Source organism: Paracoccus endophyticus, assembly GCF_003286075.1.
GTDB lineage: Bacteria > Pseudomonadota > Alphaproteobacteria > Rhodobacterales > Rhodobacteraceae > Paracoccus > Paracoccus endophyticus.
Genome location: NZ_QLUV01000008.1, coordinates 23,342 through 39,940, shown reverse-complemented (window position 1 = coordinate 39,940; position 16,599 = coordinate 23,342). Strand labels below are relative to the sequence as shown.

The 16,599-nt window shown below is 69.6% G+C and carries 20 protein-coding genes; 14 read left to right on the top strand and 6 right to left on the bottom strand.

Annotated features, from left to right (window positions below; translation table 11 throughout):
• Window positions 1–30 precede the first annotated feature (30 nt).
• The gene (locus DPQ23_RS10425) at window positions 31–957 is read right to left on the bottom strand and encodes a LysR family transcriptional regulator (RefSeq protein WP_112874639.1); all 927 of its coding nucleotides are present in this window, start codon (window positions 955–957) and stop codon (window positions 31–33) included.
• Window positions 958–1,132: 175 nt separating this feature from the next.
• Between DPQ23_RS10425 and DPQ23_RS10420 the strand changes: the two genes are divergently transcribed.
• The 8 genes from DPQ23_RS10420 (at window position 1,133) to DPQ23_RS10385 (ending at window position 7,372) form a co-directional block, all read left to right on the top strand.
• Window positions 1,133–1,801, top strand: coding sequence for an amino acid ABC transporter permease (locus tag DPQ23_RS10420; protein WP_112874638.1), 669 nt, complete (start codon window positions 1,133–1,135; stop codon window positions 1,799–1,801).
• A 13-nt stretch (window positions 1,802–1,814) separates the two neighbouring features.
• Window positions 1,815–2,462, top strand: a complete 648-nt coding sequence (locus DPQ23_RS10415; RefSeq protein ID WP_112874637.1) for an amino acid ABC transporter permease — start codon at window positions 1,815–1,817, stop codon at window positions 2,460–2,462.
• A gap of 30 nt (window positions 2,463–2,492) precedes the next feature.
• Window positions 2,493–3,329, top strand: a complete 837-nt coding sequence (locus DPQ23_RS10410) for a transporter substrate-binding domain-containing protein (RefSeq protein WP_112874636.1) — start codon at window positions 2,493–2,495, stop codon at window positions 3,327–3,329.
• A gap of 73 nt (window positions 3,330–3,402) precedes the next feature.
• Window positions 3,403–4,206: a transporter substrate-binding domain-containing protein gene (locus DPQ23_RS10405; protein WP_205961436.1), complete on the top strand. Its 804-nt coding sequence runs from the start codon at window positions 3,403–3,405 to the stop codon at window positions 4,204–4,206.
• A gap of 49 nt (window positions 4,207–4,255) precedes the next feature.
• Window positions 4,256–4,696, top strand: coding sequence for a type II 3-dehydroquinate dehydratase (aroQ, locus tag DPQ23_RS10400; RefSeq protein WP_112874634.1), 441 nt, complete (start codon window positions 4,256–4,258; stop codon window positions 4,694–4,696).
• Between the two features lie 17 nt (window positions 4,697–4,713).
• Complete coding sequence (locus tag DPQ23_RS10395; RefSeq protein ID WP_112874633.1) at window positions 4,714–5,466, top strand: amino acid ABC transporter ATP-binding protein; 753 nt, start codon at window positions 4,714–4,716, stop codon at window positions 5,464–5,466.
• The gene (locus tag DPQ23_RS10390) at window positions 5,466–6,326 is read left to right on the top strand and encodes a shikimate dehydrogenase family protein (protein WP_240602624.1); all 861 of its coding nucleotides are present in this window, start codon (window positions 5,466–5,468) and stop codon (window positions 6,324–6,326) included. The genes DPQ23_RS10395 and DPQ23_RS10390 overlap by 1 nt, the downstream gene beginning before the upstream one ends.
• Before the next feature lie 11 nt (window positions 6,327–6,337).
• Window positions 6,338–7,372, top strand: coding sequence for a 3-carboxy-cis,cis-muconate cycloisomerase (locus tag DPQ23_RS10385; protein ID WP_112874632.1), 1,035 nt, complete (start codon window positions 6,338–6,340; stop codon window positions 7,370–7,372).
• On the opposite strand, the gene pcaQ is transcribed toward DPQ23_RS10385, so the two are convergent.
• Window positions 7,369–8,280: a pca operon transcription factor PcaQ gene (gene pcaQ, locus DPQ23_RS10380; protein WP_112874631.1), complete on the bottom strand. Its 912-nt coding sequence runs from the start codon at window positions 8,278–8,280 to the stop codon at window positions 7,369–7,371. The two genes, DPQ23_RS10385 and pcaQ, sit on opposite strands and share 4 nt — an antisense overlap.
• A gap of 86 nt (window positions 8,281–8,366) precedes the next feature.
• On the opposite strand from pcaQ, the gene pobA reads away from it, so the two are divergent.
• The 6 genes from pobA to DPQ23_RS10350 all read left to right on the top strand — a co-directional run bounded on the left by pobA (window position 8,367) and on the right by DPQ23_RS10350 (window position 13,373).
• The gene (pobA, locus tag DPQ23_RS10375) at window positions 8,367–9,548 is read left to right on the top strand and encodes a 4-hydroxybenzoate 3-monooxygenase (protein ID WP_112874630.1); all 1,182 of its coding nucleotides are present in this window, start codon (window positions 8,367–8,369) and stop codon (window positions 9,546–9,548) included.
• 86 nt (window positions 9,549–9,634) lie between these two features.
• Window positions 9,635–10,036 (top strand): 4-carboxymuconolactone decarboxylase, encoded by a 402-nt coding sequence (gene pcaC, locus DPQ23_RS10370; protein WP_112874629.1) that lies wholly within the window; start codon window positions 9,635–9,637, stop codon window positions 10,034–10,036.
• Entirely contained in the window at window positions 10,033–10,776 is a 744-nt protein-coding gene (pcaH, locus tag DPQ23_RS10365; protein WP_112874628.1) for a protocatechuate 3,4-dioxygenase subunit beta, read from the top strand. Before pcaC ends, pcaH begins: the two co-directional genes overlap by 4 nt.
• 2 nt (window positions 10,777–10,778) lie before the next feature.
• Window positions 10,779–11,489, top strand: a complete 711-nt coding sequence (gene pcaG / locus DPQ23_RS10360) for a protocatechuate 3,4-dioxygenase subunit alpha (RefSeq protein ID WP_112874627.1) — start codon at window positions 10,779–10,781, stop codon at window positions 11,487–11,489.
• A gap of 10 nt (window positions 11,490–11,499) precedes the next feature.
• The gene (locus DPQ23_RS10355) at window positions 11,500–12,360 is read left to right on the top strand and encodes a 3-oxoadipate:acetyl-CoA acetyltransferase (RefSeq protein WP_112874626.1); all 861 of its coding nucleotides are present in this window, start codon (window positions 11,500–11,502) and stop codon (window positions 12,358–12,360) included.
• A gap of 398 nt (window positions 12,361–12,758) precedes the next feature.
• Entirely contained in the window at window positions 12,759–13,373 is a 615-nt protein-coding gene (locus tag DPQ23_RS10350; RefSeq protein ID WP_112874625.1) for a rhomboid family intramembrane serine protease, read from the top strand.
• Between the two features lie 217 nt (window positions 13,374–13,590).
• Here DPQ23_RS10350 and gph read toward each other — a convergent pair whose 3' ends face one another.
• The 4 genes from gph to cbbX are packed head-to-tail and all read right to left on the bottom strand — an operon-like array spanning window position 13,591 to window position 16,568.
• Window positions 13,591–14,271: a phosphoglycolate phosphatase gene (gene gph / locus DPQ23_RS10345; protein WP_112874624.1), complete on the bottom strand. Its 681-nt coding sequence runs from the start codon at window positions 14,269–14,271 to the stop codon at window positions 13,591–13,593.
• On the bottom strand, window positions 14,268–14,966 hold the full coding sequence (locus tag DPQ23_RS10340; RefSeq protein WP_112874623.1) for an HAD-IA family hydrolase: 699 nt from the start codon (window positions 14,964–14,966) through the stop codon (window positions 14,268–14,270). Before DPQ23_RS10340 ends, gph begins: the two co-directional genes overlap by 4 nt.
• Window positions 14,963–15,652: a ribulose-phosphate 3-epimerase gene (gene rpe / locus DPQ23_RS10335; protein ID WP_112874622.1), complete on the bottom strand. Its 690-nt coding sequence runs from the start codon at window positions 15,650–15,652 to the stop codon at window positions 14,963–14,965. Before rpe ends, DPQ23_RS10340 begins: the two co-directional genes overlap by 4 nt.
• The gene (gene cbbX, locus DPQ23_RS10330) at window positions 15,642–16,568 is read right to left on the bottom strand and encodes a CbbX protein (protein WP_112874621.1); all 927 of its coding nucleotides are present in this window, start codon (window positions 16,566–16,568) and stop codon (window positions 15,642–15,644) included. The genes rpe and cbbX overlap by 11 nt, the downstream gene beginning before the upstream one ends.
• Window positions 16,569–16,599 lie beyond the last annotated feature (31 nt).

The window sequence follows — 16,599 nt, the reverse complement described above, 5'->3', positions numbered from 1 at the left end:
ACCAACCGGGGCAGTTCGCGGAACATCCTGTTACGGTGACGCCTGGCCGGGAACGGGCGCGGCCACCGCCGCCTGCAACTCGCGCCGGAAGCGGGTGACGGCGAATTCGGCAAAGCTCGACAGCTCGCGGCCGTCCTTGCGGACGGCGTAGATGGTCATTCCCGCCTGTTCCACCAGCGGGCGGCGGACGATGCCCGGCATGTAGATCTCGGCCACCGAGAACTCGTCGATCACCGCGACGCCCAGCCCGTGGCGCACGAGGCTGATGACCGTCTGGGCAAATCGGCCGCGCATCGTGTGATGCAGGGGCAGGCCCGCGTCGGCGAAGGGGCGGGCCAGGATGGCGCCATAAGGGTCCGAGGGGTCCACCCCCACGAAGGGATGGCCGGCGAGGTCGCGCACCGAGATCGCGTCCCGCGCGGCCAGAGGGTGCGCTTCGGGCACGATCGCCACCAGCCGCCCGCGCACCAGCGGCTCGCTGACCAGCGCCGCGTTCTCGATGGCCGAGGACATGATGACGAACTCGCCACGCTCCAGCAGCAGATAGTCGGTCGCCTCCTCGATCTTTAGGATGTTGAGGTCGATGAACAGGTCTGGAAAACGCTGGCGGATCTGGCGCACCGCGCGCGCGGCGATGAACTGTGCGATCGAGGGGGCGCAGGCAAAGCTGAGCCGGGTGTCCTCACCCTTCTTCAGCGAGCCCAGGGCGGCATTCAGGTTTTCCATCTGCCGGTGGACCTGGTGCAGCATCTCGAAGACGCGGGACGCCTCGGGGGCGGGAACGAACAGGCCGCCCTTACGGGTGAAAAGCCGCAGGCCGAGCGAGTCTTCGGTATGCTTGACCAGCCGCGAGATGCCGGGCGCCGACACGCCCAGCAGCGTGGCCGCGCCCTGGATCGTGCCGGCCAGCATGACGGCGCGGATGACCTCGACCTGGCGCAGGGTCAGTTCTCGCATGACGCCATCCTTGCATGGACGGGGCGCGATTAACAGGATGTTCCGCAGTTTGACGATATCGTCTTTGACGTTTCGCCCTTGCGCGGCGCATTGTCCCGGTTGGGGAAAGGGACGGGCTGCGGCCGCGTTCCGTCCGGTCGCCTTGGCGCCCGGGTTAAGTGGGGAAAGGACGCTCATGGCCGTGCAACTCGACTTCGGGGTCGTGCTGGAACGCTGGCCCGAGCTTGTGCGCGGGACCGCCGCGACCATCGGCCTGGCCCTGGCGGGCATGGCGCTGGCGCTGGTGATCGGCATCGCGGGGGTGGCCGTCCTGCGCGGCAAGAACCGGATCGGCCACGCCGTCGTCCGCGCCTTTGTCGAGGTGATCCGCAACACGCCCTTTCTTGTGCAGATCTTCTTCATCTTCTTCGCCCTGCCGCTGGCGGGCGTCCGACTGAACCCGACCGTCACGGCCATCGTGGCGCTGGGCCTGAACGGCGGCGCCTATGCGATCGAGATCATCCGCGGCGGGGTCGAGGCGATCCCCACGGGCCAGACCGAGGCGGGGCTGGCCCTGGGCCTGCGCCCGTCCGAGGTCTTCCGCTTCATCATCCTCAAGCCCGCGCTGCGGTCGATCTATCCCTCGCTGGTCAGCCAGTTCATCATGCTGACGCTGACGACCTCCATCGCCACCTCGATTTCCGCCTATGAGCTGACCTCGGTCGCGCAGCGGATCGACGGCGACACCTTCCGCACCTTCGAGGTCTATTTCACGATCACCGTGATCTACCTGCTCGTGTCCTGGGGCATGATGGCGATGTTCGCCGCCGTCTCGCGCCGGGCCTTCGCCTATCCGACCCGTTGAAAAGGGGCGCGTCATGATCGGACCACAGGAACTCGCCTTTCTCGGCCGCGGCCTGATGTGGACGCTGGCGCTGACCGCCATCGGCTTCACCGGGGGCATCGTCTTCGGCTTCCTCGTGGCGCTGGCGCGGGTGTCGCCGCTGAAATGGCTGCGCTGGATCGCGGCGGGCTGGATTGCCGTCTTTCAGGGCACGCCGCTGCTGATGCAGCTGTTCGTGGTCTATTTCGGCCTGCCGCTGCTGGGCTTCAGCCCGCCCGCCTGGGGCGCGGTCGCGGTGGCGCTGACGGCGCACGCCTCGGCCTTTCTGGGCGAGATCTGGCGCGGCGCTATCCAGGCCGTCCCCGGGGGCCAGACCGAGGCCGCCCACGCGCTGGGCCTGGGCTACCGCGCCCGGATGCGCGACGTGATCCTGCCGCAGGCGCTGCGGCTGTCCCTGCCCGCGACCATCGGCTTTCTGGTGCAGCTGCTGAAAGGCACGTCGCTGGCCGCCATCGTGGGCTTCATCGAACTGACCCGCGCGGGCCAGATCGTGTCCAACCAGACCTTCAAGCCGCTGCTGGTCTTCGGCCTGATCGGGCTGATCTACTTTCTGCTGTGCTGGCCGCTGTCGCGGCTGGGGCGGCGGATGGAACTGCGGCTCGCGGCGGCCACCGCGCGCTGACAAGAAACGAACCGAACGGGAGGAAGACCGATGTTCGCAAGACTGCTTTCGGGAACCACAAGTCGCGCCGTCCTGACCGCCGCCCTGCTGGCGCTGCCCCTGGCCGGCGCCGCCCAGGCACGCAGCCTCGAGGAGGCCAAGGCCTCGGGCACCGTCCGCATCGGCATCCAGGCCGACAATTGCCCCTGGGGCTGCCTTGGCAGCACTGGCCAGGCGCAGGGCATCGACGCCGAGATCGGCCGCGCCCTCGCCGCCCATCTCGGGGTCGAGGCGGAATTCGTCCCAATGGCCGTCGCCAACCGCATCCCGGCTTTGACCGCCGACAAGGTGGACGTGCTGATCGCGTCGCTTGGGATCACCGCGGAACGCGCCCAGTCGGTCCAGTTCAGCCAGCCTTATGCAGAAAACGAGCTCTTCGTGACTGCCGTCAAATCACAGGCCTTGCCTGACCTTGCCGCGCTTTCGGACAAGGCGGTCGGCGTGCCCCGTTCGACCCCCATGGATACGATCCTGACCGCCCAGGCGCCGACCGACGCCACGCTTCAGCGGTTCGACGACGACGCCTCGACCATCCAGGCGCTTCTGTCGGGACAGGTCGATGCAGTCGGGGCAAACCAGTTCTACATCCAGCGGCTGGAAACCGCCCGGCCCGGAGAGTTCGAGAACAAGTTTCCGATCGGCGCCCTGTATCAGGGCATTGGCACACGCCTCGGCGAAGCTGACTGGAACAACGCCGTGAACACATTCCTGGACGACCATCTTTCCAGTGACGAGTTCAAGGCCGCATATTCGGAATGGTTGCAGATCGATGTGCCGGACCTGCCGGAAAGCATCGACAGCGTCAGCTTCACCGTCGCGCAACAGTAATCAAGGGATCCGGGCGCTTCGTGGGTCCGCATCAATCAAGGGAGGAATCATGACAAACCGAAAGTTCGCAAACATGCGTCGGATCGCCGCCGGGACCGCGCTGGCGCTGGTGGTGCTGGCCGGCGCGGCCCAAGCCCGCACGGTCGAGGAGGCCAAGGCCTCGGGCAAGGTCATCATCGGCATCCAGGGCGACAATTGCCCCTGGGGCTGCATCAACGCGACGGGCGAGGCCGACGGCTTCGACGCCGACATGGGCCGCGCTTTCGCCGACTATCTGGGGGTCGAGGCCGAGTTCGTGCCCCTGCAGGTCGCCAACCGCATCCCGGCGCTGACCACCGACAAGGTGGACGTGCTGTTCGCCACCATGGGGATGACCGCGGAACGGGCGAAGTCCCTTCAGTATTCGCGCCCTTATGCCGCCAACCAGCTGTCGGTGCTGGCACCCAAGGAGATGGCCGCCGCGACGGCTGCGGACCTGGCCGGCAAGCGCGTGGGCGTGCCGCGCTCCTCTGCCCAGGACAACGCCCTGACGGCCGAGGCGCCCGGCGCCAGCATCATGCGCTTCGACGACGATGCCGCGACCATCCAGGCGCTGCTGTCGGGCCAGGTGGATGCGGTCGGCGGCAACCAGATCTATATCCAGCGGCTGGAGGAGGCCCGTCCCGGCATCTATGAAAACAAGATGCCGCTGACCGTGCTCTACAACGGCGCCGGCAGCCGTCTGGGCGAGGCCGACTGGAACGAGGCGCTGAACGCGTTTCTGGATGCCCACATGGCCTCGGACGCCTACAAGGCGACCTATGACAAGTGGATGAAGCTCGCTCCGCCGGACTTTCCCGCGCAGATGGACGCCATCCCCTACACCGTCACGCAATAAGTCTGCCGCCCGGCGCCGCCTGTGGCGCCGGGCACCAGCCGAGGACATCATGGCTCGCACGATCTATATCCTGAACGGTCCCAACCTGAACCTGCTGGGCAAGCGCCAGCCCGAGATCTACGGGCACGAGACGCTGGCCGACGTGGAACGCGATTGCGGGCGCCTTGCCGCCGAACTGGGCGTCGGGCTCCGCTTCCTGCAGTCGAACCACGAGGGCCAGCTGATCGACTGGATCCACGAGGCGCGGGACGAGGCGGCGGGGATCGTGATGAACCCGGCCGCCTTCACCCACACCTCGGTCGCCATCCTCGACGCGCTGAAAGCCTTCGACGGGCCGGTGATCGAGGTCCACATCTCGAACGTCCACCAGCGCGAAAGCTTTCGCCATCACTCCTATGTCAGCCTGCGCGCCGACGGGGTGATCGCGGGCTGCGGGACCGAGGGTTATTGCCTGGGACTGCGGCGCGTGGCGTCGCTGACCGCACCCTGACAACGAAAGGACGCGGCATGGCCGGCACCGACGACATCCTGATCCGCATGGAAAAGGTCGAGAAATACTACGGCAACTTCCACGCCATGCGCGACGTGAACCTAACCGTGCGGCGGGGCGAGAAGATCGTGCTGTGCGGCCCGTCCGGGTCCGGCAAGTCCACCCTGATCCGCTGCATCAACCATCTCGAGGCGATCCGTTCGGGCCGCATCGTGGTGGACGGGACCGAACTGACCGACAACCCGCAGGCCATCGACACCATCCGGCGCGAGGTCGGGATGGTGTTCCAGCAGTTCAACCTGTTTCCGCACATGACCGTGCTGGAAAACTGCATGCTGGCCCCCCTGCGCGTCCGCAAGGTCAGCCGCGCGGAGGCCGAGGCGACCGCGCGCAAGTACCTCGACCGCGTCCGCATCGGCAACCAGGCCGAGAAATACCCCGCGCAACTGTCGGGCGGCCAGCAGCAGCGGGTGGCCATCGCCCGCGCGCTGTGCATGGAACCCATCGCCATGCTGTTCGACGAACCCACCAGCGCGCTGGACCCCGAGATGGTCAAGGAGGTGCTGGACACCATGATCGGGCTGGCCAACGACGGCATGACCATGATCTGCGTCACCCATGAGATGGGCTTTGCCCGGCAGGTCGCCGACCGCGTGATCTTCATGGCCGAGGGCCAGATCCTTGAAGAGAACCAGCCGGACGCCTTCTTCCGCAACCCGCGCCACGAACGCACCCGCGCCTTTCTGGGCGAAATCCTGGCGCATCACTGATGGACGGCGCACCTTCGGCCATGCCCCGGATCACCGGGCGCACGGTGCTGCTGGCGCACCTGGGCTTTCCCACCGAAAGCTTCAAGGCGCCGATGATCTACAACCCCTGGTTCGCCGCCCGCGGCATCGACGCGGTGGTGGTGCCCATGGGCGTGCGGGCCGAGGATTACGCGGCCTTCCTGCCGATGGTCTTCCGGCTGTCGAACATCCGCGGCGCACTGGTGACGATGCCGCACAAGGTCACGACCGTGGGCCTTGTGGACCGGGTGACGCCGACCGCCGCCATCGCCGGCGCGGCCAACGCGGTCCGGCTGGAACCGGACGGGCGGCTGACGGGCGACCAGTTCGACGGCGAGGGGTTCGTGCGCGGCCTGCTGCGCAAGGGGCAGCCGATCGAGGGCCGCCGGGCGCTGGTCGTGGGCTGCGGCGGCGTGGGCAGCGCCATTGCCGCCTCGCTGGCGCGGGCGGGCGCGGCGGAACTGGCGCTGCATGACCCGAACAGGGCGGGGATGGAGGGGCTGGCGGGGCGGCTTTCGCAGCACTATCCCGACCTGCGGCTGGTGCTGGATCACGAGGACCCGGCCGGCTTCGACATCGTCGTGAACGCGACGCCGCTGGGGATGCGGCCGGACGATCCGCTGCCGATGGACGTGGACCGCATCGGCCCTGCGGCGTTTGTGGGCGAGGTGGTGATGAAGTCCGAGATGACCCCCTTTCTGCGCGCCGCCGCGGCGCGCGGCTGCCGCTATCAGGTCGGCACCGACATGCTGTTCGAGATGATCCCCGCCTATCTGGAGTTCTTCGGCTTCGGCACCGCCACCGCCGACGACCTGCGCCGCACCGCGCAGATCGCCTATTGAAGGCGCCGCTCATGCTGCCCGGCACCACCGCCGCGCTGATCCGCGATCCCCAGGTTGCCGCGTTTCTGTCGGACGAGGCCATGCTGGACCGCGCCCTGCGCTTCGAGATCGCGCTGGCCGAGGCCGCTGCCGACTGCGGTGCGGCCCCGGCGGCTGCGGCGCAGGCCCTGCGCGAGCGGCTGGCGGGATTTTCCCCCGACCTTGACGCCATCGCCGCCGCCATGCCGGTGGACGGGGTGCCGGTGCCCGAACTGATGCGGCAGCTGCGGCCCGTGGTCGGACCCGAGGGCGCGGCGGCGCTGCACATCGGCGCCACCAGCCAGGACGTGGTGGACACCGCGCTGGTGATGGGGCTTTCGCAGGTGAACGACCTGCTGGCCGCGCGGCTGGCGTCCGTGGAAACCACCCTCGCCGCGCTGTCCGCGCGCTTCGGCGCGCAGTCGCTGATGGGGCGCACGCGGATGCAGGCGGCGCTGCCGATCACCGCGGGCGACCGCATCGCCGCCTGGGCCGCGCCCTTTCCGCGCCACCGCCGACGGCTGGCGGACCTGCGTCCCCGGCTGGAATGCGTGCAATACGGCGGCGCGGTCGGCGTGCGGGCACCGCAGGGCGACGCCATCGCGGCGGGACTGGCGCAGCGGCTGCGGCTGGCGGATGCGGCCCCCTGGCACAGCGCCCGCGACGGGATCGCGGAATACGGCGGCTGGCTGTCCCTGGTCACGGGCAGCCTGGGCAAGATCGGGCAGGACGTGGCGCTGATGGCCCAGCAGGGCGTGGACGCGCTGCGGCTGTCGGGGGGCGGCACCAGCTCGGCCATGCCGCACAAGCAGAACCCCGTTTCGGCCGAGACGCTGGTGACGCTGGCGCGGTTCAACGCGGGGTCGGTGGGCACGCTGCACCAGGCGCTGGTGCATGAACAGGAACGCTCCGGCGCCGCCTGGACGCTGGAATGGCTGGTGCTGCCGCCCATGATCCATGCCACGGCCCACGCCCTGACGCTGGCGCACGCGATGCTGTCGGGCATCACGGCCATGGGCGAGGGCTAGGCCAGCGTCAGCCGGTCCACGGCCAACCGCACCGCCCGCACGAAGATCCGATGGGCGTGCGTCGGGTCCTGGTCCGCCCGCACCAGCAGCCCCACCGGCCCGCGGGTCAGGGTCGTGTCGATGGGCAGGCGGACCAGCCGCCCTTCCTCGATCTCGGCCGCGACCACGCCTTCCGAAATGATCCACACCGCATCGCTGCGGCGGGTGAAGACGGCACCGAAGGCCTGGCTGACGGTTTCCAGCCGCCGCGGCAGCGCCGGGATGCCCGCGGCGATCAGCATCCGGTCCACCAGCGGCCGGATCGCCGCGCCCTCGGACGGGTAGATCACGGGCCATCGGGCCACCTCGGCCAGCGCACCGCTGCCGCACAGCGGGTGGCCGGGGCGGACGACAAAGGCGACCTGCTCCTGGTACAGCTGGGCAAAGCTCAGGCCCTGCATCAGCTCCTCGGACCCCAGCCGCCCCACCATCGCGTCCAGGCCGCCCCCGCGCAGCCGGTCCAGAAGGTGCCGGTGGGCGCCGTCCACGACCGTCAGCCGCAGCTCGGGGGCCATGCCGCCCAGGATCTCGACCGCCGTGGGCATCAGCCGGGCCGCGACCGAGGGCAGCGCGCCGACGGTCAGCCGCGCGCCTGGGCCGGCGGCGCCCAAGCTGTCCAGCCCCTGCGTCAGCGCCGACAGGCTGAGTTCGGCGAAGGGCAGGAAACCCTCGCCGGCCGGGGTCAGGGCGACGCCTGCGCGCGAGCGCAGGAACAGGGGCGCGCGCAGGGCCGTCTCAAGCTCGCGCATGGTCTTGGATATGGCGGGCTGGGTCAGGGCCAGCGCCTCGGCCGCGCGGCGAAAGCTGCGCCGCCGGGCGATCTCGGTAAAGGCGCGCAGGTGGCGTAGCTGAATCGCGCCGGGATGCATGACCGATCCTGTATCGAAAACGCCTATTATTCATTTTACTCGAGGCCTGCGGTTAAGCAACCTGTCCCCGAGGGGGAAATGCCGGAATGCGAACGCAGGTTGCGATCATTGGCGGGGGGCCGTCGGGGCTGCTGCTGGGGCAACTGCTGCACCGGCAGGGCATCGACACGGTGGTGCTGGAGCGCAAGACCCCCGCCCATGTGCTGGGCCGCATCCGCGCGGGCATCCTGGAAACCGGGCTGGTCGAGTTGTTGCGCGAGGCGGGCGTGGGCGCGCGCATGGACCGCGAGGGCTTTGTCCACGACGGCGCCGAGATGTCCGCGACCTATGGCGGCACGGGCGAACGCTTCCGCATCGACTTCGTCCGCCATGCCGGCCGCCCTGTGGTCGTCTACGGCCAGACCGAGCTGACCCAGGACCTGTACGACGCGCGCGAGGCCGCCGGCCTGCCCACGCTGTTCGAGGTCGATCACATGGCGATCCACGACGCCGACACCGACCGCCCGCACCTGACGTTTGACCGGCATGGCCGGGCGCAGCGGCTGGACGCCGCGGTGATCGTGGGCTGCGACGGCTTTCACGGCGTCAGCCGGCAGGCGATCCCGCTGGCCGTCCGGCGCGAGTTCGAGACGATCTATCCCTTCGGCTGGCTGGGCGTGCTGTCGGAAACGCCCCCGGTCCATCACGAGCTGATCTACGCCAACTCGGACCGGGGGTTTGCGCTGTGTTCCATGCGCAACGCCAATCTCAGCCGCCATTACATCCAGTGCGCCCTGTCGGACCATGTGGGCGACTGGACCGACCGCAATTTCTGGGACGAGCTGCGCCGCCGCCTGCCGCCCGACGTGGCCGAGGCGCTGGTCACGGGGCCCTCGATCGAGAAGTCCATCGCCCCCCTGCGGTCCTTCGTGACCGAGCCGATGCGCTGGGGCCGGCTGTTCCTGGCGGGCGACGCCGCCCATATCGTGCCGCCGACCGGGGCCAAGGGGCTGAACACCGCGGCCTCGGACGTCCATTACCTTTACCACGCGCTGGCCGAGTTCTTCGTCGAACACTCCGAAGCGGGCCTCGACAGCTATTCCGCCCGCGCCCTGCGCCGGGTTTGGAAGGCCGAGCGGTTCAGCTGGTGGATGACCAACCTGCTGCACCGATTCCCGGACATGACCGCGTTCGACGTCCGCATGCAGCAGGCCGAACTGGACCTGCTGCGGTCCAGCGATCACGCGCAGGCGCTGATGGCGCAGCAATATGTCGGGCTGCCCTACTGATGCGCCCGCGTCCCACCCCTGCTCGCCGCCCTGTCGCCGCGCCGGCCCTCTCACCCGGCTTACTCGTTTCCTGAAGGACATCGGCCATGCCTGACCCCGACCGCTACGATTCCGGCATGGCGGTGCGCCGCCGCGTGCTGGGCGACGCCCATGTGGACCGCGCGACCGCTGCCATCACCGACTTCGACGCGCCGTTCCAGCGGTTCATCACCGAAGGCGCCTGGGGCTCGGTCTGGGCAGGCGACGGGATCACCCTGCGCGAACGGTCCATGCTGACGCTGGCGCTGCTGGCGGCCACCGGCAACTTCGACGAGATTCCCATGCACGTGCGCGCGACGCAGCGCACCGGCGCCTCGCGCACGGACATCATCGAGGCGTTCCTGCACGTCGCCGTCTATGCCGGCGTGCCCCGCGCCAACCACGCGATCAGGCTGGCGAAAGAGGTCTTCGCCGAACTGGACGCCGCCCCCGGAAAGGATGCGACATGATCCGCCCCACCCCTGCGCCTGCCCCCGCGGAATACCATCAGCGCGACCGCGCCCGGCATCCGCCGGCGCTGACGCCCCCGTACAAGACCTCGGTCGCGCGCAGCCCGCGCCTGGCGCTGCTGTCCCTGCAGCAGTCGATGTCCGAGATCACCGGCCCGGTCTTCGGCCACACCGACATCGACCCGATCGACAACGACCTGATCCGCAACTACGCCAAGACGGGCGACCCGGTGGGCGAGCGCATCATCGTCCACGGCCGCGTGCTTGACGAGAACGCGCGGCCCGTGCCGAACACGCTGGTCGAGATCTGGCAGGCGAACGCCGGCGGCCGCTATCGCCACAAGAAGGACACCTATCTGGCCCCTATCGACCCCAATTTCGGCGGCTGCGGGCGCACGCTGACGGACGCGGAGGGCTATTACCATTTCCGCACGGTCAAGCCCGGCGCCTATCCGTGGCGCAACCATGTCAACAACTGGCGGCCCGCGCATATCCATGTCTCGGTCTTCGGGTCCAGCTTCAGCCAGCGGCTGATCACCCAGATGTATTTCGAGGGCGATCCCCTGATCCCGATCTGCCCGATCGTGAACACCATCCCCGATCCCGCCGCCATCGACCAGCTGATCGCGCCTTTGGACATGAACGCGGGCATCGCGCTGGACTGCCTGGCCTACAAGTTCGACATCGTGCTGCGGGGCCGCCGCTCGACCCTGTTCGAGAACCGACTGGAGGGGAACTGACCATGCCGCAGCCGCTGCATTACCTGAAGGAATCGCCCTCGCAGACCGCCGGGCCCTATGTCCACATCGGGCTGGCGCCGGGGGCGGCGGGCTTCGACATCTACCGCCAGGAACTGGGCCGGGACATCGCCGGTCCGAACGCCGAGGGCCAGCGCATCATCGTGGAGGGCGTCGTGACCGACGGCACCGGCGCGCCGGTCAAGGACGTGCTGCTCGAGGTCTGGCAGGCCGACGCCCAGGGCCGCCACGCCCACCCCGAGGACCCGCGCCACGCCGAGGTCGCCCAAGGGTTCCGCGGCTGGGGTCGGGTCATCACCGATTTCGACACCGGCCTGTGGTCGTTCCGCACCGTCAAGCCCGGCCCCGTGCCCGCCCGCCGCGCCCTTGCCCCGCACCCCGAGGAGGTGCGCCCGGCCGAGCAGGAGGAGCAGGCCGATGCCCTGGGCCGCGGCCACCAGCAGGTCCGCCGCATGGCGCCGCACATCACCGTCTGGATCGTGGCGCGCGGCATCAACATCGGCCTGAACACCCGGATGTATTTCGACGACGAGGCCGAGGCGAACGCGGCCGACCCCGTGCTGAACCTGATCGAGCAGGCCCACCGCCGCGACACCCTGCTGGCGCGCCGCACCGGCGAGCGGGACGGCCTGCCCCTCTATCGCTTCGACATCCGCCTGCAGGGCGAAGACGAGACCGTGTTCCTGGACCTGTGAGGGATTGCCCATGACCGACCATCCCGCCCCCGACACCCCCTGCATCATCTGCGTGGCGATCACCGGCAGCCTGCCCACGAAGGCGAACAACCCCGCCGTCCCGATCACCATCGCCGAGCAGGTCGAGTCCACGCACGAGGCCTTCGAGGCCGGCGCGAGCATCGCCCACTGCCACGTCCGCGACGACGAGGGGAAGCCGACCTCGGACCCCGAGCGCTTCGCTCGGCTGAAGGAGGGGCTGGAGAAGCACTGCCCCGGCCTGATCGTGCAGCTGTCCACCGGCGGGCGGTCCGGCGCGGGACGGGCGCGGGGGGGCATGCTGCCCTTGCGCCCCGACATGGCATCCCTGTCGGTCGGGTCCAACAACTTTCCGACCCGCGTCTACGAGAACCCGCCGGACCTGGTGGACTGGCTGGCGTCCGAGATGCGGGCCCATGACGTCAAGCCCGAGATCGAGGCCTTCGACCTGTCCCACATCGTGCAGGCCGCGGCCATGGCGCGGGACGGGCGGCTCAGGTCGCCGCTCTATGTCCAGTTCGTCATGGGGGTGAAGAACGCGATGCCCGCCGACGAGCCGATCCTGGATTTCTACATCCAGACGCTGCGGCGGCTGGCCCCGGACGCGCTGTGGTGCGCGGCCGGCATCGGCGCGGAACAGCTGCGGGTCAACGACTGGGCGGTTGCCAGGGGCGGCCACACCCGCACGGGGCTGGAAGACAACGTGCGGCTGGACCGCGACCGGCTGGCGCCCTCGAACGCGGCGCTGGTGCGCCGGGTGGTGGACCTGTGCGACAGGCACGGCCGCCCCGTGGCCACCTGGCAGCAGGCGCGCGCGATGCTGGGGCTGAGGAGACCGGACACACCCGCCTGACTGCCGCTCTTGCGGCGAAGGGCAGACGGTCCGCTCCTGCGATTCGTGTCGGCCGTTTCGGTGAATGCACCTGAAGCGCACCCATCGGGCAGGACCACACCACGCCCTCCGAACCAGGCCGCCCTCCGGGCGAAGGGGGGCGCGGTCGCCGAGGGCTGAGTGCGGTCTTTCCGAGGTGCAGACCTGCCCGGCATTGCCACATGGTGCGGCTGATCCAGCCGCCCTGTGTGCAGCCGTTTGTCAGGCATCAAAGCACCGATGCGGCCAAGGCCCAAGCCGGCGCTGTCCAAAGCCGCGCCGCCTGATCGCGCCGCGTCACCCAGGGTCCGCCACAGATCCCCCTCTGACAGGGCCGCCATGACGCTTCCCGCCGCGCGATCGGCCCCTATGCTGGCGCCATGACCGAGTCGAACCCGGCCCTTTCCCGCCCGTCTGTCCCGCCCGCCTTCATGGGGGTCATCGTCGCCTGCGTCGCGGTCCATCTGCTGACCCTGCCTTCTGCGCTGCAGGAATGGGCGATGCTGCATGGCGCGCTCTGGCCACAGCTCATGCAGGACGTCCGGCCGATGTTCCCCGGCCAGCAGGTGACGATGTTCCTTACCTATGGTTTCCTGCACGGGGGACTGCTGCACCTTGGAATGAACATGCTGGCGCTTTACGTGCTGGCGCGCTCGCTGTCCGTCGCGATGTCCGGGGGCGCGATGGTGGTGCTTTACCTCGTCTCGCAGGTGGTGGCGGGGATCGTGCAGCTTTGGCTGTCGGACAGCCCCTCTCCCGTCGTCGGTGCCTCGGGGGCGATCTTCGGACTTGCGGGGGCCGAGATTGCCATCGCCGCCCGCATCCAGCTTGCCAGGGGCGGCAGTCTGCGGCCGCTGGCAGGACCGGTCGTGCAGTTCGTCCTGCTGAACGCGGCGCTGACGCTGGCCCTGCCCCAGATCGCGTGGCAGGCCCATGTGGGCGGAGCCCTGGCCGGCCTGGTCATGGGAGCCCTCTACAGGCCGCTTCGGCGATAAGGGCCATGGCGGCCGGGGCGGCCTTTCGCCGTGCGAGCCGCCATGGCCCCTCATCCGCCTGCGGCGGTGGATCTGCCGGGTGACACAGTCGCCGGGGCGGGCCGAAGTCCGACAGGCCGATGTCCTCCGGCCGGACCCGGTGCAGCCGGGCCAGCGCGCCGACGGTTGACAGGCAGACGGTGCGGTGCAGGTCCGACAGGCGCGTCAGGGGCGCGCGCTATTGCGCCGGCACGCCGTGGCCGCAGGCCAGCACCTCGGCCTGTGCCGCCACGATCCCGGGCAGCGCGGCAAAATCCGAGAACACCGCGACGGGGCGGAACGCCTCGACGGGCGTCTTGCGGTAGCCTTCGGTGTGGACGATCAGCGGCACCTCTGCGGCCGCGGCGCAGGCCGCGTCCACCTCGCTGTCACCGACATACACCGCCGGGCCGCCGCCGCACGCCGCCACGGCCATCTGCAGGGGCTCCGGGTCCGGCTTGCGCTGCGGCGCGCTGTCGCCGCCGATGATGGCGGTGAAGTGATCGAGGATGCCCAGGTGCCGCATCACCGCGCGCGCGGGCGCCACCGGCTTGTTGGTGCAAAGCCCCAGCCTGTGGCCCTGCGCCACAAGGGCCGCCAGCGCCTCGGCCGCGCCGGGGTAAAGGCGGGTCAGGCCGACCGCGCCCTCGTAGCGCGCGCCGAACCTTGACACCATGCGGGCCGCCCGCCCCTCGTCGGCGATGCCATGCGCGCCCAGCAGCCTGCCGACCAGATGCGGGACGCCGTGGCCGATGAAGCTGCGGACAGTAGGCAGGTCCAGAGGACCCAAGCCCTCGCCGGCCAGCACCTCGTTGGCGGTCTTGTGGATGTCGGGGGCGCTGTCGATCAGCGTGCCGTCCAGGTCGAAGATCACGATCATGCCTTGGCCTCCAGCAGCCGTTCCAGTGCCTCGACCGAGGCGACAGGGGTGAAATCCCCGACAAGCGTGCAGTCGTCGGGAAAGGGATCGCCCGCCGTATAGGTCGCGGGGCTGACCACGCAGCGCAGGCCCGCCGCGCGCGCCGACATCAGCCCGTTCAGCGAATCCTCCAGCGCGACGGCCTCTTCGGGCGGGACGCCCAGCCGCTCCAGCGCCAGCAGATAGACGTCGGGCGCGGGCTTCTTGGCCCCGACCTCGTCGCCCGCCGCGATGGCGTCGAACAGTTCGCCCGTCTCGCAGCCCAGGGTCACGCGGATCAGCGCGTCGATGTTGGGCCGGCTGGTCGTGGTGGCGATGGCCAGCCGCAGTCCCCCCGCGCGCGCCGAACGGATCAGGTCCGCGATGCCGGGGCGCAACGCGATCTCTCCCCCGGCCATCAGGTCGGTGTAGCGGTCGGTCTTGGCGCGGTGCAGGGCGGGGATGTCGTGGGCATCCGCCGCAATGCCGCGCCGGGCCAGGTCGTGGGCGATGCGTTCCTTGCCCCCCGTCACCTGCAGCAGGTCGCGGTAGCGCGGCTGGTCCCAGTGCCAGTCCAGGCCATGGGCGGCAAAGGTGTCGTTGAAGGCGCGGCGGTGCAGCTCTTCGGTTTCCGCCAGCGTGCCGTCCACGTCGAAGATGATGGCGCGCAGCGTCATGCCAGCGCCGCCTGCGCCGCCGCGCGGATGGCGCGGATGTTCTCGCCGTAGGGCGCGCTGTTGGACACCGACCCGCCCCGGAACACCGCCGAGCCCGCGACCAGCACGTCCGCGCCCGCCGCGGCCAGTTGCGGCGCGGTCGAGGGGTCCACGCCGCCGTCGATCTCGATGTGCACGGGCCGGTCGCCGATCATCTGCCGCAGCCGGCGGACCTTGGCGGTCATGTCGATGAACCTCTGCCCGCCGAAGCCGGGGTTGACCGTCATCACGCAGACGAGGTCGGCCAGGTCCAGCAGGTGCTCGACGGCCTCGGCGGGCGTGCCGGGGTTCAGCGCGACGCCCGCACGCGCGCCCGCGCCCCGGATCGCCTGAAGGGTGCGGTGGATATGGGGCCCGGCCTCGACATGGGCGGTGATGATGTCGGCGCCCGCCCGCGCGAAAGCCTCGATGTAGGGATCGACCGGCGCGATCATCAGATGCACGTCCATGACCGTGGTGACGTGCCGGCGGAAGGCCGCGACGGCGGGCGGGCCGAAGGTGATGTTGGGCACGAAATGCCCGTCCATCACGTCCACATGGACCCAGTCGGCGCCCTGGTCCTCGACCGCCCGGATCTCGCGGCCGAAATCGGCGAAGTCGGCCGACAGGATCGAGGGCGCGATCTTGATCGTGCGGTCAAAGCTCATGGGGGTCGTCCTTCCTGCCGCTGCGGTCGGGGTCGAGCCCGCCCGAGAAGACGCGGCTTGCGCGGATGTCGGCCTGGGTGATCGTGCACAGCTCGTCCGCCGTCACGGGGCGATCCTGCGTGAACAGGCGGTTCGCCTGCCGCAGCCGGGCGCGGTCCAGCGCGTTGCGGATCGACCGTGCGTTGGCGAAATGCGGCTGGGCGCGGCGCAGCGTCACGTATTCGGCCATGGCCGCGCGCGCGCCCTCGTCCAGGCGATAACCCTGCGCGTCCAGCATGCTGTCGGCGATGCGCGCCAGTTCCTCCTCGGAATAGTCGGGAAAGTCGATGTGATGGGCGACCCGCGACCGAAAGCCGGGGTTGGCCGAAAAGAACCGGTCCATGCGGTCGGCATAGCCTGCCATGATGACCACCAGGTCGTCGCGGTTGTTTTCCATCACCTGCAACAGGATCTCGATCGCCTCCTGCCCGTAGTCGCGCTCGTTGTCGGGCTTGTAGAGGTAATAGGCCTCGTCGATGAACAGCACGCCCCCCATCGCCTTCTTCAGCACCTCCTTGGTCTTGGGGGCGGTGTGGCCGATGTACTGGCCGACCAGATCGTCGCGGGTGACGCTGACCAGATGGCCCTTGCGGATATAGCCCAGGCGGTGCAGCAGCCCGGCCATCTTGTAGGCGACCGTGGTCTTGCCGGTGCCCGGGTTGCCGGTGAAGCTCATGTGCAGGGTGGGCGTGTCATGGGCCAGGCCCAAGCGCGCCCGCGCCCGGTCCACCAGCAGCAGCGCCGCCGTCTCGCGGATGCGGCTCTTGACGGGGGCCAGCCCGATCAGCTCGCGGTCCAGCTCGTCCAGCACCTCGCGGACGCCGGACTGTTCATATTCGGCCCGCAGGTCGATCGTCGTCGGCGTCGCGTCGTCCATCCCGGATGTCCTTTCTTCTTTGCCCAAGTAT

What these genes read in the sequence shown, in the direction of transcription:
- DPQ23_RS10405 (WP_205961436.1), top strand. Translation starts at nt 3,403, where the DNA reads ATGCGTCGGATCGCCGCCGGGACCGCGCTGGCGCTGGTGGTGCTGGCC.
- pcaH (WP_112874628.1), top strand. Translation starts at nt 10,033, where the DNA reads ATGATCCGCCCCACCCCTGCGCCTGCCCCCGCGGAATACCATCAGCGC.
- DPQ23_RS10420 (WP_112874638.1), top strand. Translation starts at nt 1,133, where the DNA reads ATGGCCGTGCAACTCGACTTCGGGGTCGTGCTGGAACGCTGGCCCGAG.
- DPQ23_RS10415 (WP_112874637.1), top strand. Translation starts at nt 1,815, where the DNA reads ATGATCGGACCACAGGAACTCGCCTTTCTCGGCCGCGGCCTGATGTGG.
- aroQ (WP_112874634.1), top strand. Translation starts at nt 4,256, where the DNA reads ATGGCTCGCACGATCTATATCCTGAACGGTCCCAACCTGAACCTGCTG.
- DPQ23_RS10390 (WP_240602624.1), top strand. Translation starts at nt 5,466, where the DNA reads ATGGACGGCGCACCTTCGGCCATGCCCCGGATCACCGGGCGCACGGTG.
- cbbX (WP_112874621.1), bottom strand. Translation starts at nt 16,568, where the DNA reads ATGGACGACGCGACGCCGACGACGATCGACCTGCGGGCCGAATATGAA.
- DPQ23_RS10340 (WP_112874623.1), bottom strand. Translation starts at nt 14,966, where the DNA reads ATGACGCTGCGCGCCATCATCTTCGACGTGGACGGCACGCTGGCGGAA.
- DPQ23_RS10355 (WP_112874626.1), top strand. Translation starts at nt 11,500, where the DNA reads ATGACCGACCATCCCGCCCCCGACACCCCCTGCATCATCTGCGTGGCG.
- DPQ23_RS10395 (WP_112874633.1), top strand. Translation starts at nt 4,714, where the DNA reads ATGGCCGGCACCGACGACATCCTGATCCGCATGGAAAAGGTCGAGAAA.
- rpe (WP_112874622.1), bottom strand. Translation starts at nt 15,652, where the DNA reads ATGAGCTTTGACCGCACGATCAAGATCGCGCCCTCGATCCTGTCGGCC.
- pobA (WP_112874630.1), top strand. Translation starts at nt 8,367, where the DNA reads ATGCGAACGCAGGTTGCGATCATTGGCGGGGGGCCGTCGGGGCTGCTG.
- DPQ23_RS10350 (WP_112874625.1), top strand. Translation starts at nt 12,759, where the DNA reads ATGACCGAGTCGAACCCGGCCCTTTCCCGCCCGTCTGTCCCGCCCGCC.
- pcaC (WP_112874629.1), top strand. Translation starts at nt 9,635, where the DNA reads ATGCCTGACCCCGACCGCTACGATTCCGGCATGGCGGTGCGCCGCCGC.
- DPQ23_RS10410 (WP_112874636.1), top strand. Translation starts at nt 2,493, where the DNA reads ATGTTCGCAAGACTGCTTTCGGGAACCACAAGTCGCGCCGTCCTGACC.
- DPQ23_RS10385 (WP_112874632.1), top strand. Translation starts at nt 6,338, where the DNA reads ATGCTGCCCGGCACCACCGCCGCGCTGATCCGCGATCCCCAGGTTGCC.
- DPQ23_RS10425 (WP_112874639.1), bottom strand. Translation starts at nt 957, where the DNA reads ATGCGAGAACTGACCCTGCGCCAGGTCGAGGTCATCCGCGCCGTCATG.
- pcaG (WP_112874627.1), top strand. Translation starts at nt 10,779, where the DNA reads ATGCCGCAGCCGCTGCATTACCTGAAGGAATCGCCCTCGCAGACCGCC.
- pcaQ (WP_112874631.1), bottom strand. Translation starts at nt 8,280, where the DNA reads ATGCATCCCGGCGCGATTCAGCTACGCCACCTGCGCGCCTTTACCGAG.
- gph (WP_112874624.1), bottom strand. Translation starts at nt 14,271, where the DNA reads ATGATCGTGATCTTCGACCTGGACGGCACGCTGATCGACAGCGCCCCC.